Below are 17,181 nucleotides of genomic sequence, written 5' to 3'. Positions count from 1 at the left end.
GTCACAAAAACTGTCGCGGGATGGAGCAGCCCGGTAGCTCGTCAGGCTCATAACCTGAAGGTCGTAGGTTCAAATCCTACTCCCGCAACCAATATTACCTACATAAAACAGTATGTTACGCACCGCCTCAAGGCGGTGTTGCAATTTGTGCCAACCCCGCTGGAAGCACTGTGGAAGCATCAGGAGCGGAGTCGTCCTGTGGTGAATGTGCAACAAAGGCTAGGCGCCGAGCCAGCGCACGTGTGGTCTACCTTGCTGCACCTCGTTCAGATAGGCAAAAAGGCTGATGGCATCCCCGCCTTTTTCACCCGTCGCGAAGTCTGCCCACAGTCCGCTGTCGAGATTGATCCGAAACGAACCCCGCGACCGATCTGCGCAGGTGGGATTCGGCGCCACCCATTCGCGCCCAATGATCCGGCCATCTGGCAACCATTCGGCCAGTAAAACTTGCAGATTCATCCGGGCCAGTGCAGCAATGGTCGCAAATTCGATGGGCTTCCAGTTACCAGTCATTTGTAACCACCTCCTGAAGACGCGCGATCTCGAACGCTTCTACATCTCCCATGCGATAGCGGACCAATCGGCGATGGCCGGATGCGGTAAAGGTGTTGAGAACTCTGCCAACACCTCACATGGACTGACCGCAAAATGCCCTGCTCAACTTGGATTTGGTGAAGCGGGTTGCCGGGGCTGAAAATTGCAAAAATTTTCGAAAAACCTTAAACTCAGCAGATTAAGGCCAAAAGCCATTTCCGGTTTTTGACAGCAAAGTCATACGAAAACAGAAAATTCCCGGCTGAATTTATTTCGTGGAGCCAAAAATATGACTGACAAAAACACCTTTATTGACATGCACACCCACCTGTTCACGGCGCGATATTTGCCGTTGCACAGTATCTTCTACTCGTTCACTTCACTGTATTGGTTTTCGCTTGGGTTGGCCTTTCTGGCGGTTCGTTTGACCCGCATGAGTGACTTTAGCAAACTTGCGACGGAAGAACCTGACCAGGACGATTTGATCGACGCGTTGCTCGATCACGATGTGGACCGGCTTATGCGGGCCATTGCACATCCAGTTCGCGAGAAGATCAGAGAGTATCAATCGACTCCCAACCCCAGCCACCAAGATTGGAAGGACATAGAGGAGCTGATCCGAGCCCTGAACGATATTGACCGTGATATCAACTATTCAAGGGCGGGTGACCTCCCAATAGGTGTTCAGCTTGTGGGCGGCGACAGAATTTCTGAAAGGTCCGTCTTTGGAGACAGTGGCACGGACCCTGATTTGCTGGACCGTTTTCTGGCCGAGGCCTTCAGGGTCGCTGGTCAAAAAGCGGCAGAACGAGATTTCTTTCATGAAGCTGAACACATGCGGCCGGGTGAGTTGTACAAACCTGGATCTGATGCCGGCTTTCGTGCCGTCGACATTCCAATCGGTCAAATCGGCATTATCTTTCAGTTGCTTGAGTTCTTTGTCATCATGACCTTGTCCGAGCGAAACCGGTTCAAAGCGCTCAAGAGGGATTTTAAGGAGAATGGTCAGCCGAGCGACCCGGAAGCCAGCCTTTTCGTGGGTATCCTGCTGGATATGCGCCGTGCCTTCGACAAGCTCAAGGAATTTTGGATGCCCGGATTCCTACCGCCGTATTTTGACTTCACCGAACAAATGGACCGGATGCAGTCACTCGCAGCTGAGAACCCGAATGAATTGATCAATTTTGGGGCAGTTGACCCGTTTCGAGGCGGGAACTGGAAACAGATTGTCGATTCAGGCGTTGCACTAGGGATAACGGGATACAAAATCTATCCGCCCTTGGGGATCCGGCCGATCGATATGCGCGGCTACCAGACCCCGGTCGCCCCTGGGCGAAGTCTGGACAAGTACAAAGAAAAAGCGCAGAACCCTGCGCCCTACCCGATGGCACAGGCCAAGATGGGTGACATCATTCGCCATTTCTCCAGCCACAACCTGCGTTTGTTTGCCCATTGCAGCCCGATGGGGTTTGAGGTGGAGAAAGGTTACGGCGTCTATTCCGATCCAGAGTTGTGGAAGCACGCGATGGAGACCCACAATGCCCAGGACCTTTGGTTGTTCCTGGCTCATGGTGGTGGCGCAAAAGAAGTAGATTGGATGGGATGGGCAGCAACCAACAATTTTGACCAAACATTTGCCTATCGTGCTATTCGCTTGGTTGAGGAATTCGACAATGTCTATCTTGGCTTGGGTCATTTTTTGGGAATTCTGGATTCAAAGCTCAAGCCAAAGATATTTCAGCGATTGAAATCAGTACTAGTGGCCAAGAGAACCAAGAACGCACCGCACCATTTCCGGGACAAAGTGTGTTTTGGAACGGATTGGGCGATGCCCCTGATGGTCGGCAGAACCCGTGAATACCTGATCGAATTTGACAAGTTCTTCAGCGATCCACAGATCAGTCCTTGTGCACCTAACTTCTTTGAAGGAAATGCAAAAAAATTCCTGGGTATTTGATGGATTTCCAGGCTGAGAGTGCCTGACCGGCGTCCATGACAACCTGAATTTCCGATGGTCCTGTTTCACACGGACTCCCAATACCTGAGGCGATCTCTGAATAATATATTGTGCATTGTAAATACATGTTATGTTGGTTGGGGGGTATTTTTATGAGTCGTATTTTGGAAGAGTCTTATAGGGCTTACGAACCTCGTCCTTTTACTGCGGATCAGCGCAAGGATGTCACCCTGTTGTTTGGTGGGGTTACGTGGCGCGCCGAAAAACTGCTGGAAGGCCTGTTCAAAAGCGCGGGCTACAATGCGCAGCGCCTGCCTGATGTGACAGTTGAAGACTTGTACCTGGGACGTGAACTGGCGGATGTCGGACAGTGCTGCCCCACAGCTTTCACGACGGGCAACTTGTCGAGTTTCCTCAGAAACGAAGCCGAGGCCATCGGGGCTGACGAAGTGGCCGAAAAATATGTTTATGTGACCGCCGGGGCCTGCGGAGCCTGCCGTTTCGGTCAATATCACCAAAGCTATGAGCTTGCGCTGAAGAACTTGGGGCTCGAGGCGTTCAGGATGTTCCTGGTTCAGCAGCATGAAATCGATCAGTCGAAAGGCAAAGACGCCGGTTTGCAGACTGATATTCACCTGCTGCTGAGCACGGCCTTGGGCATGATGGCAGCGGATGCCATTCAGGATCTGGAATACCAGCTGCGGCCCTATGAGCTGGAGCAAGGCGCGACCAACCGGGCGGCTCAGAAGGCGGTTTCCGAGATATACGACGTCATGTTGAGCAGGCCGAAACACATGCCGAAATGGGGATCAGTCCTGTGGCATGCGACGACCAGACGCTTCCTGAAGGCCATGAGGCGTGCGCGCGGCCATTTTGAAGACATCCAGCTTGATCGCTTGAGGGTCAAGCCCATGGTCAAGATCACCGGCGAGTTCTATCTGGCCACCGCCGAAGGGGTGCAGAACTACAATATGCACAAATGGCTTGAAGGCGAAGGCGCCGAAGTTCAGCCGGCGCCGATGGTCGTATGGTTCGATTACCTGATGCGGTATGGCGGACAAAAGCTGGAGCTGGGTTTCGGGATAAAAGAAAAAGCGCGTCAGAATTATGTTCTGTTGAAACTTGGGCAGCGCTTTTTCAGGTTCAAATACGATCAGATGCGCCGGATGCTGGGGAGTGTTCCGCGTCCGATGCCCGATCAGACCAAGCTGGGCAAATTGGCGGCTCCGTTTTTTGACAACATGATCAACGGGGGCGAGGGTGATTTGCTGATCGCCAAGGCGATCTGGGCGCATACCCAGCGAAAGGCACATATGATTTGCGAGCTGTCGCCCTATGGCTGCCTTCCCAACACAATGAGCATCGGCGCAATGGCGGCCGTACAGGGCCGGTATCCGGACATGCTCTATGCCCCAATCGAGGTAAAAGGGGACAGCGACGTACACGCTTTGTCGCGGTGCCAGATGGTGCTGGCAGACGCCAAGATCCGCGCGCATGAGGAATTTGAATCTGCTCTTGCCGCCGCCGGGTTGACTGCGGACGAGGCCAGAAAGCGCGTCAAAGAGCATCCCAAGGTCAACACGCCATTTTGGAAAGTTCCCCATCGCGGCGCCGTGGGTACGGCATCCAATGTCGTGCTTGAGCTGGGAAATACCACGTTGTGAAATTCGCTGGGGTAGATATTGGATCGACAACTGTAAAAGGCGTCGTGGTGGAAGATGGCGAAGTCATCTGGAAAGCCTATGGTCGTCACAAAACACGCCAGGCCGAGAAAACCCTTGAACTGCTGTCGCAGATGGAGCTGGAGGCCGGCCTGACCGCCGGTCGCGATGTCGTCACGTTTACAGGATCCGGGGCAGGGACACTGGCAGATCATGTGAACGCGCGGCAAATCCAGGAGGTTGTCGCCGTCGCCGCCGCCGTCGAAGCGTTGCATCCGGATGTGCATTTCGTGTCTGAAATTGGCGGTGAAGACATGAAGACGTTGTTCTTCACACCAACTACCGCAGGCAAGGCCAAGCAGGTCTATATGCAATCAGCGTGCAGCGGCGGTACGGGCACCTTTATCGAAAAGTCCGCACGAAAACTGAACATCTCCCCGGACGAGCTGACCACTCTGCCATTCGATGGACAAACCCTTCATCGGATCAGCGCCAAATGTGGGATCTTTGCAGAGACGGACGCAAACAGTCTGGTCAAGGCCGGAGTTCCTAAGACCGAAATCATCGCAAGCTTGTTTGACGCAGTCGTGCGGCAGAACCTGGCGACTTTGACAAAAGGCAACACCCCCACACCATCAGTGCTTTTGCTGGGTGGGCCGAACATGTTCTTTCAAGGTCTTCAGCAGGCTTGGGCAAGCCATTTGGCCGCGCTCTGGGACGAGCGCAATGTCGTATTGGAAGCAGGACAGAGCGTCACCGATGCAATCCTGGTTCCCGGCGATGCCTTGTACTATGCAAGCCTTGGTTGCGTCGAGATATCTCGTCGGGAACAAAATGTATCCCGGGCCTATTCCGGCACGGATGGCCTGAAATGGTGGGTGGAAACAGGCCAACACGGTGAAAAGGCCAAGACCGGGCAAGAGGCCTTGGCCCGGAACGGTGAACTCGTCCGGTTCCTGGAGGATTTTACGCAACCAGTGATCCAGATGCCCCAGCCCGTTGTGGCCGAGACATATTATGTCGGGTGCGATTTCGGCAGCACTACGGTCAAGGCGGTGGCGTTGGACTGCGACGCTGAAATTAAGGCTTCGGTTTATCAGCATAGTCAGGGAAACCCGATCGAAGACGCCAAGTCCGTTTTCCGCAAGTTGCGCGATGCAGGGATCGAGGATATCGGCGCTCTTGGCCTGACGGGGTACGGGAAAGATCTGCTGAAGGATATTTTGGGGGCGGACGTGCCAGTGGTTGAGACGGTCGCACACGCGGCTGCAGCCATGCACATACATCCCGACGCAGACGCGATATGCGACGTCGGTGGGACCGATGTCAAAATCATGCTGTTGCGGCAGAAAGCGGTCGTCGATTTTCGGCTCAATTCCCAATGTTCTTCCGGCAATGGGGCGTTTCTTCAAGGCGTTGCCGAACGCTATGATGTCCGGCTTGAGGATTACGCCGAAAAAGCCTTCAGCGCCAAGCGGATGCCGAAACTGATGATGGGGTGCGGCGTGTTCCTTCAGTCCGACATCGTGAACCAGCAACGCAAAGGGTGGGCGGCAGAAGAAATCATGGCAAGCCTTGCTGCGGTCCTGCCCCTGAATGTTTGGGTCTATGCCGGGCAGTTTCAGAACCTCAAGGCCATCGGCAGGAAGTTTGTCCTGCAAGGTGGAACACATCGAAACCTGGCCGTCGTCAAAGCCCAGATCGATTTCATCAGGGGTAAAATTCCTGACGCGGAAATTACCGTGCACCCTCATGCTGGCGAGGCTGGCGCTTTGGGCGCCGCCCTTCTGGCGCTCGAACATGTGAACACCGGGCAAACGTCCCGCTTCGTCGGGCACGACCGCATCGAAGAGTTGGAATATGTCAGTACAACCAACAGCAAAACCACCTGCAAGTGGTGTGCGATGAACTGTAGCCGGGCCTTTGTGGATGTTCAGATCCCCGGCGGCCGTGGCCGGGCAAACAGCAAGGTCCCTCTGGCGGAAGGGTGGGAGCGGGTGATTACCGGCAATTCTTGCTCGAAAGGGTTGATTGAAGACGCAGCCGAGATGAAAGCGCGAAAAAAGCAAATCGACGAGGAAGCGAATGCCAATCCAAATATTGCAGAAAGCGTTCGCGAAGGCGCCTTTCGCTAAGTCCAAACCACCCAAGCGGGATTTTCGGATCGGCATCCCTCGGGTCCTGAACCAGTGGTCGACGCACAGGTTTTGGACGACATTGTTCGTTGAACTGGGAATCAATCGCCGCAATATCGTCTATTCGTCGGACACATCAGAAGCACAACAGCTGAAATTCGGAAAAGGGCGTGGTGCTGTTGATTGCTGTTACCCCGTCAAGTGCATGTCCGGCCATTATGGTGAATTGCTGGACGGGCAAAAGCGCCCCATTGATATCCTGTTCGTTCCCATAATCCTGACTGTCCCATCCTTTTTGCGGGGTCATGTTCGGGAAAACATGGCCTGCCCGCGCGTTATTGCCGGCCCCGAAAGTACACGAGCCGGATTTCGGCGAGAAAAGGACGTGTTCAAGGAAGTGGGCGTACATTATCTTTCGCCCGCCGTATCCTTGGCAGACCCACAAATTGCGACCCGGCAGCTGTACGATGCCCTGAAGGGCGTAATCACCGACTTGCGCTTGGCTGAACTGCGCGCTGCGGTTTCCAAAGCTTATGACGCCCTTCAAGAGTTTGATCAGAGTCTGCGGCGGCAAAGTCTGGCGGTACTGTCCGAGTGCGCCACACAACATCGGCCTTGCATCCTGGCCTTGGGCCGCCCCTACCACATGGACACCGGAATTGGCCACGCCATTGAAAGTGAGTTGCAGGCCTTTGGTTATCCGATCCTCTGGGGTCAGTACCTGCCATTGGACGCAGAGATACTGGATTGGTTATACGGCGATCTGATCAAAGCTGGCCGAATTCAAAGCCCTTTTGACATTTCGGATATTTGGAAAACGTCTCACAGTGCAAACACCAACGAACTTCTCTGGGCTGCACGCTATGGATCTATTATGCCGTGGATAACCTGTTCAATCCGGTTTTCAAGCTATGAATGCGGAATGGACCAGCCGACTTATTCACCAGTCCAGGAAATTACCGAAGCGCTTGGAACGCTTTTCTTTGTGTTTCAGGATCTCGATGAGACGAAACCTGCCGGCTCTGTCCGAATTCGCGTGGAAACCATTGCTTACTATCTGGAACAGAAATCGCCGAATATCATTCAGAGCAAACTGGAGGCCCTGAAAACAGCACCACCTGAATTGTTGTTGCCAACTTGATCCAACGGCCGATTTTCAGGGCAGTACGGCACCCGTTTGCGGGCGCGAGGCCAAAAGCGGTTCAGGCTGTGTTGGCGTCGCGACGCGAAAGTAGCTTCTGAACAAACAACCTGTGGCTTATCGACTAAGAAAGGGATTTGAGGGATATTTTGCATAGAGCTGGCGCGGGGGCGATGCTTTGCTGAAACACATTGTGGACTCTGAAAATCCGATCGACGATGGAAAAATAAGACGAAAAATGCAAGTTGTTAACGTTGCAGCCTTTATTGCGTCGCTTGGGTTCGGTTTCACAGCTTTCTACCAGTTCCAACTTGGACCAGACTGGAGATATCTCGCATGGGTAAACTTTGGTCTTGGCTTCGCGGCACTTTTGACTATGACGTTGGATCGCTTCGGCCTTGAGGTCAAAGTCGCTTATTTTACAGTGTGGTTATTCCTGTTTCTGGCCCATGACATCAGCGTCGGCAAAAACGGTGAAGATCATCTGGTCTTGCTGGTCGGCCCGCCCTTGCTTTTTTATTTTCTAGGGGCCGCATATTGGCGCTGGATCACTTTGATAACGATCCTCAGCGCAGCTTTGTTTATTTACATATCGCTTGTCGTTCCTTTGCATATACCGCCCGGCGAAACGATTTGGGATATTATTGCGCAGTCATATCGGGACGGATTTGTAAGGCAGCCTCAAGATGTTATTTTCATTGTATTGATTTTGGGAATCGTCTCGGCGCTTTTTTTCACCTCCTATTCTGCAAATGCCGCAATAGATCGATACGAAGATGCTTTGGAAAGGGAATTTGCTGTTTCCGAGCGGCTGATAAATGTTCTTTTGCCTTCGCGCATTGCAAGGCGCATCAAAGCGCACCCGGACAGGTTAATCGCTGAAAGAATTGATGACGCCACAATTCTGTTTTCTGATTTGTCTGGATTTTCTGAATTCGCGGCCGCCAATGGGGCAAGGGCGACGGTCAAATTGCTGGGCTCCGTGTTCTCAGCATTCGATGAACTGGTTTTGAGCTACAAGCTGGAGAAAATCAAAACCATCGGTGACAGTTACATGGTTGCAGGTGGTTTGGACCCCTCGGTCAAAGAGAGGCAACCGGATTCTGTTCGCATGGCTGCGTTGGCGATTGATATGATTGCGACGGTCGAGCAGGTGACAGACAAACTGCATCCAAAGGTGTCCCTGCGGGTCGGAATTCACAAAGGCCCGGTAATCGCAGGTGTAATCGGCGGCGACAAACCGTTTTTTGACGTTTGGGGTGATACAGTCAACATCGCCTCAAGAATGGAAAGCACCGGAGAACCCGGGCGCGTTCAAATCTCACCCGAAGTAAGAGACGAGATAGCCGAATATGTAGATTGCGAGAGACGAGAGGTTATCAATATCAAGGGAAATGGCGAAATCCAACCGTATTGGCTGCTGAAGGTCCACGACAAACCTGCAACGTCACACTCGTCCGAGCGGCTCATCAAAGGCTGAAAACCTTATCTTCTCGGTGAAACGTGCCAATGTCAGTGCGGGTTCAATCAGTGACTGGAATGGGGCGAACCTGGGTCAGTTGAAACAACAGATCACGCGGAGGCAGCTGCGAGCCGCAGCCGGATGGCCTGTTGTGACAGTGAGAGCATTCCTTTGAAGCCCGGCCGCTTTTTCAAAAACGAGCCGCCGGATGAAAACCCCGGCGGCTCGGACCTTGGCGCTTTACGGTGAAACTGGGACAACCGTGGTCAGCGGTTTTATGCGGCAACTTCCTGCTCGGGCGCGCTGAGCGAGATGACAAGCACCACGGCCGCGCCGTTCAGCCAATAAAACACCGCATCCAGTCCTGAGAACCCCAGGACGCTGGGTGCAAACAGGAATGTGATGCCGACAATCAAGTCTACGGCCAGATGGAACTTGTAGGGAAGGACCCGCCAAATCCCAAGGTGGTGATCCGTCAGTACAGTCAGAACAAACGCAGCAACACCGGTGACAACCGACAGCCACAGGGCCAGGGGGTTGGATTGGCCCAATCCCAACAGGAACGGCAACGTCATGAGGGCAATGGCGACGGGGTAGTCGAGGTAAGCATGGACAGAGCGGGTAACGAAACGCAGGGACATCAGATCTTCCTTTTCTCAATCAATGATAAAGGGAAGGTAGGACGCCCAAGCCGAACGCTGAATTCCTGATCGTCTCTAATACCATGCAGATCGTTCAAAAAACCTGGGGGGTCAATGCATCGCCCGGTACGCAGCCGGTGACAGCCCAACCTGTTTCTTGAACACGCGTGAGAAAGCCGCCTCGGAGGCATACCCGACCTCGGCCGCTGCATCTGCAACGTTCCATCTTGCCTCGGTCAGGCCGTGGCACGCGATTTGCATCCGCCAATCCGTGAGGTACTGCATCGGCGTAGTGTCCATCTTTTCAGCAAAACGCTGAGCAAAGGCAGTGCGCGACATACCCGCCACACGTGCCAAAGACGCGACGCTCCAGTCCTTGGCCGGGGCCTGGTGGAACGCGGTCAAGGCCCGCGAGATGCGCTGATCAGCAAATCCTGCCAATGCGGAATCCTGCGGGCTCTGACGCTCCAGATAGGCCCGGATCGCCTGTGCGAACAGGGCCTCGGACAGTTTCAGCGCGATCAGGTCGCCACCGATTTTTGCGCCTGAAACCTCAGAGCCGATCATGCGCAGGGTGGCTTCCATCCACGATCCGGCCTCTTCGCCATAATTCTCGATCAGGATATAGGGCGGTAGGCGGTCGATCAGCATATGCCCGGTGCCGTTTCGGCCGGCCGGGCCGGAAAAAGAGAAATGACCGCAGATCAGCTGTGTATCCCGTTCCTCGTCATCACCGCCATAGACCAGCACGCCTTCGCCCGAGTAGCCCGCGCGCTCCAGCACCTGCTCCAGAGGCAATGCGTCCAACGGCTTGACCTCGGCGCAGAGCAATGCGTGTGGCGCCCCGTGGGGGATCAGGATCAGGTCCCCCTGCCTCAACCGCAGCGTTTCGCCCGTGGTCGAGACATGAACCTTCAGCTCACCACGCTGCACAAAATGAAACCGCGCCACGTTTTCGAACCCCGGCACCTGAATTCCGAAGGGCGGAGTGAATGACGTGCGAAAGTAAAACGTGCCGCGCAGGGAAAGGCGGGTGAGAATATCGCTGAGAAGGTCCAACATGTGCCGAAGATACGCAATCTGTGCAATCCGTCCAGATGGCCGAACGGTTTGCACAAAAAATTGCACGTTTGGCAACAAAAAGGCCCCCGACAAAGCGGGGGCAATGTCTTACGAGCGAACCAGTTTCTCGTAATCTTCGGCGATTTGGCGGGTCAGGTCGCCGACCTCGAATGTATATTCGCCGATCTGTCCGACAGGCGTGACCTCGGCCGCGGTGCCGGTCAGCCAGCACTGTTCGAAGTCAGCCATTTCTTCGGGCTTGATGCGGCGCTCATGCACGGTGATGCCCTTGTCTTTCAACATCTGGATCACCGTCTGGCGGGTGATGCCGTTCAGGAAGCAGTCTGCCAGCGGGGTGTGCACCTCGCCATCCTTGACGAAAAACACGTTTGCGCCGGTGGCCTCGGCGACATAACCGCGCCAGTCCATGAACAATGCGTCCGAGCATCCTTTGGCCTCGGCCTTGTGCTTGGATATGGTGCAAATCATGTAAAGACCCGCGGCCTTGGCATGGACTGGAATGGTTTCCGGGCTGGGGCGTTTCCATTCGGCGATGTCCAGCTTGGCGCCCTGCAACTTGGCATCGCCGTAATAGGCGCCCCAAGGCCAGACTGCGATGGCCATGCGCACCGGATTGCGCGCCGAGGCCACGCCCATATCCTCGCCCGAGCCACGCCAGACCAACGCCCGCACATATGCGTCCTGCAAACCGCTGGCTTTCAGCGCTTCTTCCTTCGCAGCTTCGATTTCATCAACCGAATAAGGCATCGGCATGTCCAGCGCTTCGGCCGAGGCGATCAGACGCTGGGAATGTTCGCGGCTTTTGAAGATCTTACCGTTGTATGCGCGCTCGCCTTCGAATACCGATGACGCATAGTGCATTGCGTGGGTCAGAATGTGCACATTGGCCTCACGCCAGGGCACCAGCTTGCCATCCATCCAAATGGTGCCATCACGATCATCATACCCCGCCATGCGAAACCTCCTGAACCGGGTTGAGTTTTCGATTGTTGCGCGATTTAGGTCCGGTGCGGACACAATATTGCGCAAAAACTGCAATTCGATACCGCTCTACTCTTGGAATGTCAATAACGCTGACATAAACTCGGCCCCGGTAGTAACGAATGAGGCATGATATGTCCGACGTCCGTCCGGCCCCGCGTTATGGGGGCGAGAGCCTTTTGTTTTTGACCGATGAGCAATTGAGGCAGGGGATCGAGGCCATGTTCTTCGCCTATCGTGGCTTTACGGCTGATCCCGACCGCATCCTCGCAGAGATGGCCTATGGCCGCGCCCACCACCGGGCAATCCACTTCATCAACCGCGCGCCGGGCACGACGGTCAACAATTTGTTGGCCATCCTTGGCGTGACAAAACAGTCTCTGAACAGGGTTTTGCGAACCTTGATCGAGGATGGTTTGGTGGAAAGCCGCGTGGGTACAGTGGACAAACGCGAACGCCACCTATTTCTGACAGAAAAGGGGCAGTCGCTGGAAACCACGTTGTCGGATGCTCAGCGGGCAAGAATGCGCGCCGCCTACAAGGATGCCGGTCCCGAAGCCGTGGCCGGATTTCGCAAAGTGCTTGAAGCAATGATGGATGCTGATATGCGTCATGCCTATACGAAACTTCGGGATACGACCACATGAGCGATATGGATGCCCATCTGCTGATTGTTGACGACGACGAGCGCATTCGTGATCTGCTCAAGAAGTTTTTGATGCGAAACGGGTTTTTGGTTACTGCGGCACGGGATGCGGCCCACGCGCGGCGCGTATTGTCGGGGTTGGATTTCGACATGATCGTCATGGACGTGATGATGCCGGGCGAGGATGGTGTCAGTCTGACCCGCGCTTTGCGGGAAACGCATACGACACCGATCCTGCTGCTGACAGCAAAGGGCGAGACGGAACACCGGATCGCGGGCCTCGAGGCCGGGGCGGATGATTACCTGGCAAAACCGTTCGAGCCGAAAGAGCTGCTGTTGCGGATCAACGCGATCCTGCGCCGGATGCCGGAGACACCGGCAGAAGAATCCGCGGCGAAGATCCTGAACCTCGGGCCCATCCGCTATGACATTGAACGCGGTGAGATGTGGCAGGGCGAAGACCCGGTCCGTCTGACCGCAACCGAAAGCCAGTTGATGAAGATATTCTCGGCCCAGCCCGGAGAGCCCATCAGCCGCGCCAAGCTGGTCGAGGATCTGGGCCGCGACAAGGGTCAGGCGCAGGAGCGCGCGGTGGATGTGCAAATCACGCGCCTTCGACGCAAAATCGAACAGGACCCCAAGCAGCCACGCTATTTGCAGACTGTGCGGGGCGCGGGGTATATGCTTGCGCCGGATTGAGATGCCGCTGCGCGGCGTTTTTTGGCCTTCGGCGAGGATATTTGTAGCCAGATGAAGATGGGATCCCAATGACAACCGCCCTTTTGACCCACGCCGATTGTCTGGGCCATGTGACACCTGACGGGCACCCGGAACGGGTGGCGCGGCTGGAGCATATATTGCATGCATTGGAAGCGCTGGAGCTGAAGCGGGTGACGGCTCCGCTGGCTGCGGATGACGATCTTCTGCGCATTCACCCCGAGAGCTATATCCGCGACATTCGGGCCGCGCGCCCTGCGGACGGGTTCGCCCAGATCGACGGGGATACGTTCCTGTCTCCGGGATCGGTGGACGCAGCATACCGCGCGGCGGGTGCGGCGGTGCGGGCCGTTGATCTGGTTTTGGGCGGTGAAGCATCGAACGCGTTCTGTGCCATTCGCCCGCCGGGGCACCATGCGGAAACCGAAACGGCCATGGGCTTCTGCCTGTTTGGAAATGCAGCATTGGCGGCGAAACACGCGCTGGACCATCACGGCTTGAATCGTGTGGCCGTGGTCGACTTTGACGTGCATCACGGCAATGGAACCCAAGACCTGTTGTGGGATGAAGCGCGGGCATTGGTGATAACCAGCCAGCAGATGCCTTTGTGGCCCGGATCGGGCCGGCCCGAGGAAACGGGTGTTCATGATACGGTTCTCAACATCCCTCTGGCGCCCGGCAGTGGCGGCGTCGAGATGCGTGCCGCCTATGAAACGAAGGCCTTTCCGCGCTTGCGGGCCTTCAGGCCGGAACTGATCATCATTTCCGCCGGGTTCGACGCCCATCAGGACGACCCGCTGGCCAATCTGAACTGGGCCACTGATGACTTCGCCTGGATCACCGCAGAGCTGTGCAGGATTGCCGACGAGGTTTGCGACGGTCGTATCGTCTCGACTCTGGAAGGCGGGTATGATCTGAACGCACTGGCCCAGGCCACACGCGCCCATGTGGAAGAATTGATAAAGGCAGCCCGATGACCCAGACTCCCGTAGACCAGATGACATTCGAACAGGCGATGAAAGAGCTTGAAGCCGTAGTCGGCCAGCTGGAACGTGGCGATGTCGCGCTGGATCAATCAATTGCGCTGTACGAACGCGGCGCGGCGCTGAAAAAGCGGTGCGAGGAGGAGTTGAAGCGCGCGGAAGAAAAAGTCGCAGCGATCACTCTGGACGCCAGTGGTCAGCCGACCGGTACGACGCCTGTCGAAGGTATGTGAATGTTCCCCGAAAGACTTACGCAGGATGCTGCCAGCATTCAAAGCCATTTTGATCTGGTTTTGGGCGCGTTTGCAGACGTGGATGTAACCCGGGCCATGGCATATGCCACCCGAGGCGGAAAGCGGCTGCGCGGGTTTCTAGCATTGGAAAGTGCCCGACTGCACGGTGTTGAAGAAGACCGGGCGATCTGGCCGGCCACGGCCATAGAGGCGCTGCACGCTTATTCCCTGGTGCATGACGACCTGCCCTGCATGGATGACGATGACCTGCGCCGCGGGCGGCCCACCGTTCACGTAGAGTGGGATGAGGGCACGGCTGTTCTGGCCGGGGATGCCCTTCAGACGCTTGCTTTTGAACTTTGCACCTGTTCGCAGGTTGGGTCCGCAGACATTCGCGCAGACCTTGCCCTGACCCTGGCCAAAGCCAGCGGCGCACAAGGTATGGTGCTGGGACAGGCGCTGGACATTGCGGCGGAAACGGCCGCCAATCCGCTGACGCTGGACGAAATCACGCGTCTTCAGGCCGGCAAGACGGGCGCCCTGATCGAGTGGTCTGCCTGCGTTGGCGCCGTTATGGCCCGATCCGATCCTGACCCGTTGCGCCGATATGCCCGGGCAATGGGTCTTGCTTTTCAGATCGCAGATGACATCCTTGATATCGAAGGCGATGCCCAAAAGGCGGGCAAGCGATTGCAAAAGGATACCGAGGCAGGGAAAGCCACTTTTGTTTCGCTTTTGGGTCTGCCTGCTGCCAAAGCCCGCGCAAGTGAACTTGTGGATCAGGCCTGCGCCGCTTTGGACGGGTTTGGTCCGAGGGCGGAAACCTTGAAGGAAGCCGCCCGCTTCGTTATTGCCCGGGACAGCTAAGCCAGGAACGCGACACATGTCTGACCGCCCCAATACGCCCTTGCTGGATCTTGTGAACCGCCCAGCGGATCTCAAGCAGTTCTCGGACGCGCAGCTGCACCAGGTCGCACAGGAGTTGCGGGCCGAAACAATTTCGGCGGTTGCCGTGACCGGCGGGCACTTGGGGGCCGGCTTGGGTGTCGTTGAACTGACCACCGCGTTGCACGCTGTGTTTGACACGCCCCGAGACAAGATCATCTGGGATGTGGGTCATCAGTGTTATCCGCACAAAATCCTGACCGAACGACGTGATCGCATCCGCACATTGCGCATGAAGGATGGCCTCAGCGGTTTCACCAAGCGCAGCGAAAGCCCCTATGACCCATTTGGCGCTGCGCATTCCAGCACGTCGATCAGCGCTGCTTTGGGTTTTGCTGTCGCACGGGATCTGGGTGGTGTCACGCCCGAAGGGCTGGGCGACGCAATTGCGGTGATCGGCGATGGTTCGATGTCTGCGGGCATGGCCTTTGAGGCGATGAACAATGCAGGCCACCTGAAAAAGCGTCTGATCGTCATTCTGAACGACAACGAGATGAGCATCGCGCCGCCAGTTGGTGCGTTGTCCAGCTATTTATCGCGTATCTATTCCGAAGAACCGTTTCACGATCTGAAAGCTGCTGCAAAAGGCGCTGTCTCATTGCTGCCCGAGCCATTCCGGGAGGGTGCCAAGCGCGCCAAGGAGATGCTGAAAGGCATGGCGGTGGGCGGCACGCTGTTCGAAGAGCTTGGGTTTTCCTATCTCGGCCCGATAGATGGCCATGACATGGACCAGCTGCTGCCTGTTCTGCGCACGGTCAAAGCACGGGCAACCGGGCCGATTCTGATCCATGTATTGACGAAAAAAGGCAAGGGGTATGCCCCCGCCGAACAGGCCCGCGACAAAGGCCATGCCACGGCCAAGTTCGATGTGGTTACTGGGGAGCAAAAGAAGGCACCTTCAAACGCGCCCTCTTATACGTCTGTATTCGGCAAGGCGCTGGTGGATGAGGCCGCGCGTGACGACAAGATCGTTGCCGTGACTGCTGCGATGCCCGACGGAACTGGCCTCAACCTGTTCGCCGAGCGCTATCCGTCACGTTGCTTTGATGTGGCGATTGCCGAACAGCACGGCGTGACGTTTTCGGCTGCGCTTGCCGCAGGAGGAATGAAGCCGTTTTGCGCAATGTATTCGACCTTTCTGCAGCGTGGTTACGACCAGGTGGTACATGACGTGGCGATTCAGCGCCTGCCCGTACGTTTTGCAATCGACCGGGCAGGTTTGGTCGGGGCTGACGGCGCCACCCATGCGGGGTCGTTCGACATTGCCTATTTGGCCAACCTGCCCGGTATGGTCGTCATGGCTGCCGCAGACGAGGCCGAGCTGATGCATATGGTGGCGACCGCCGCCGCGCATGACGAAGGCCCCATTGCGTTCCGCTATCCGCGCGGCGAAGGTGTCGGGGTGGACTTGCCCGAACGCGGCGAGGTTCTGGAGATCGGCAAGGGCCGCGTTATCCGGGAAGGTGCGCGGGTGGCTTTGCTTTCATTCGGTACACGTCTGGCAGAGGTTCAGAAGGCGGCGGAATCCCTTTCAGCCAAAGGCATAACGCCCACGATTGCCGATGCTCGTTTTGCCAAACCTCTTGACCGTGACCTGATCCTGGATCTGGTATCCCGCCACGAGGCGTTGATCACCATAGAAGAAGGGGCCGTTGGCGGTTTTGGCAGCCATGTCGCTCAACTTTTGGCAGATGAAGGTGTATTTGATCGGGGGTTGAAATACCGTTCGATGGTTTTGCCGGATATTTTCATCGATCAAGCCAGCCCCGCGGACATGTATGCGGTGGCCGGCATGAATGCCGAGCATATCGAAGCGAAAGTTCTGGACGTTCTGGGTGTTGCCTCGATCGGAGAGAAACGCGCTTAGCGCGCCAGTCGGCAGGGCAGCGGAGGTTGCGAGGGCCGAATTCCGTTTGACCTGGATATATCTGGTGCCGCTGAAGGGACTCGAACCCCCGACCCCATCATTACGAATGACGTGCTCTACCAGCTGAGCTACAGCGGCACCTTAGGTCATATGGAACTGATTATGACCGGATGCGAAGCTTCGTTTAAACCGTCA

The 17,181-nt window shown here is 56.0% G+C and carries 15 protein-coding genes and 2 tRNA genes; 12 read left to right on the top strand and 5 right to left on the bottom strand.

Annotated elements, in window-relative coordinates:
* Positions 1 to 14: 14 nt before the first annotated feature.
* Positions 15 to 91 (top strand) — tRNA-Met (locus ACR0I0_RS15250).
* A gap of 128 nt (positions 92 to 219) precedes the next feature.
* Here ACR0I0_RS15250 and ACR0I0_RS15245 read toward each other — a convergent pair.
* Positions 220 to 513, bottom strand: coding sequence for a hypothetical protein (locus ACR0I0_RS15245; RefSeq protein WP_480492088.1), 294 nt, complete (start codon positions 511 to 513; stop codon positions 220 to 222).
* Positions 514 to 823: 310 nt separating this feature from the next.
* Here ACR0I0_RS15245 and ACR0I0_RS15240 point away from each other — a divergent pair, with 310 nt between their 5' ends.
* From ACR0I0_RS15240 to ACR0I0_RS15220, 5 genes are all read left to right on the top strand, one after another.
* Positions 824 to 2,491: an amidohydrolase family protein gene (locus ACR0I0_RS15240; RefSeq protein WP_480492086.1), complete on the top strand. Its 1,668-nt coding sequence runs from the start codon at positions 824 to 826 to the stop codon at positions 2,489 to 2,491.
* Positions 2,492 to 2,643: 152 nt separating this feature from the next.
* Entirely contained in the window at positions 2,644 to 4,155 is a 1,512-nt protein-coding gene (locus ACR0I0_RS15235; RefSeq protein ID WP_480492084.1) for a hypothetical protein, read from the top strand.
* On the top strand, positions 4,152 to 6,287 hold the full coding sequence (locus ACR0I0_RS15230) for a BadF/BadG/BcrA/BcrD ATPase family protein (protein WP_480486260.1): 2,136 nt from the start codon (positions 4,152 to 4,154) through the stop codon (positions 6,285 to 6,287). Before ACR0I0_RS15235 ends, ACR0I0_RS15230 begins: the two co-directional genes overlap by 4 nt.
* Positions 6,238 to 7,428: an acyl-CoA dehydratase activase-related protein gene (locus ACR0I0_RS15225; protein WP_171724776.1), complete on the top strand. Its 1,191-nt coding sequence runs from the start codon at positions 6,238 to 6,240 to the stop codon at positions 7,426 to 7,428. The genes ACR0I0_RS15230 and ACR0I0_RS15225 overlap by 50 nt, the downstream gene beginning before the upstream one ends.
* A gap of 178 nt (positions 7,429 to 7,606) precedes the next feature.
* A complete protein-coding gene (locus tag ACR0I0_RS15220; protein WP_171638420.1) occupies positions 7,607 to 8,908 on the top strand; it encodes an adenylate/guanylate cyclase domain-containing protein in 1,302 nt (433 codons plus the stop codon).
* Between the two features lie 257 nt (positions 8,909 to 9,165).
* Here ACR0I0_RS15220 and ACR0I0_RS15215 read toward each other — a convergent pair whose 3' ends face one another.
* The 3 genes from ACR0I0_RS15215 to ACR0I0_RS15205 all read right to left on the bottom strand — a co-directional run bounded on the left by ACR0I0_RS15215 (position 9,166) and on the right by ACR0I0_RS15205 (position 11,568).
* Entirely contained in the window at positions 9,166 to 9,531 is a 366-nt protein-coding gene (locus ACR0I0_RS15215; protein ID WP_152459687.1) for an SPW repeat domain-containing protein, read from the bottom strand.
* 111 nt (positions 9,532 to 9,642) lie between these two features.
* Positions 9,643 to 10,593, bottom strand: a complete 951-nt coding sequence (locus ACR0I0_RS15210; RefSeq protein WP_171638422.1) for an AraC family transcriptional regulator — start codon at positions 10,591 to 10,593, stop codon at positions 9,643 to 9,645.
* Between the two features lie 108 nt (positions 10,594 to 10,701).
* Positions 10,702 to 11,568 carry a branched-chain amino acid aminotransferase gene (locus ACR0I0_RS15205; RefSeq protein WP_171638424.1) on the bottom strand — a complete coding sequence of 289 codons (867 nt, stop codon included), beginning with the start codon at positions 11,566 to 11,568 and terminating at the stop codon, positions 10,702 to 10,704.
* 161 nt (positions 11,569 to 11,729) lie between these two features.
* Here ACR0I0_RS15205 and ACR0I0_RS15200 point away from each other — a divergent pair, with 161 nt between their 5' ends.
* The 6 genes from ACR0I0_RS15200 (at position 11,730) to dxs (ending at position 16,986) form a co-directional block, all read left to right on the top strand.
* Positions 11,730 to 12,242, top strand: a complete 513-nt coding sequence (locus ACR0I0_RS15200; RefSeq protein WP_171638426.1) for a MarR family winged helix-turn-helix transcriptional regulator — start codon at positions 11,730 to 11,732, stop codon at positions 12,240 to 12,242.
* The gene (locus ACR0I0_RS15195) at positions 12,239 to 12,940 is read left to right on the top strand and encodes a response regulator (RefSeq protein ID WP_171724773.1); all 702 of its coding nucleotides are present in this window, start codon (positions 12,239 to 12,241) and stop codon (positions 12,938 to 12,940) included. Before ACR0I0_RS15200 ends, ACR0I0_RS15195 begins: the two co-directional genes overlap by 4 nt.
* Positions 12,941 to 13,008: 68 nt before the next feature.
* Complete coding sequence (locus ACR0I0_RS15190) at positions 13,009 to 13,935, top strand: histone deacetylase family protein (RefSeq protein ID WP_210093597.1); 927 nt, start codon at positions 13,009 to 13,011, stop codon at positions 13,933 to 13,935.
* Positions 13,932 to 14,174, top strand: coding sequence for an exodeoxyribonuclease VII small subunit (locus ACR0I0_RS15185; RefSeq protein ID WP_152459693.1), 243 nt, complete (start codon positions 13,932 to 13,934; stop codon positions 14,172 to 14,174). Before ACR0I0_RS15190 ends, ACR0I0_RS15185 begins: the two co-directional genes overlap by 4 nt.
* Positions 14,175 to 15,041: a polyprenyl synthetase family protein gene (locus tag ACR0I0_RS15180; protein ID WP_480492081.1), complete on the top strand. Its 867-nt coding sequence runs from the start codon at positions 14,175 to 14,177 to the stop codon at positions 15,039 to 15,041. It begins immediately after the preceding gene.
* 16 nt (positions 15,042 to 15,057) lie between these two features.
* Complete coding sequence (dxs, locus tag ACR0I0_RS15175; RefSeq protein ID WP_171638434.1) at positions 15,058 to 16,986, top strand: 1-deoxy-D-xylulose-5-phosphate synthase; 1,929 nt, start codon at positions 15,058 to 15,060, stop codon at positions 16,984 to 16,986.
* A gap of 62 nt (positions 16,987 to 17,048) precedes the next feature.
* Here the strand turns inward: dxs and ACR0I0_RS15170 are convergent.
* Positions 17,049 to 17,124 (bottom strand) — tRNA-Thr (locus ACR0I0_RS15170).
* Between the last annotated feature and the right edge of the window lie 57 nt (positions 17,125 to 17,181).

This window comes from Ruegeria sp. AG6, from assembly GCF_056541565.1.
This window is presented reverse-complemented; position numbering and strand designations above follow the sequence as displayed.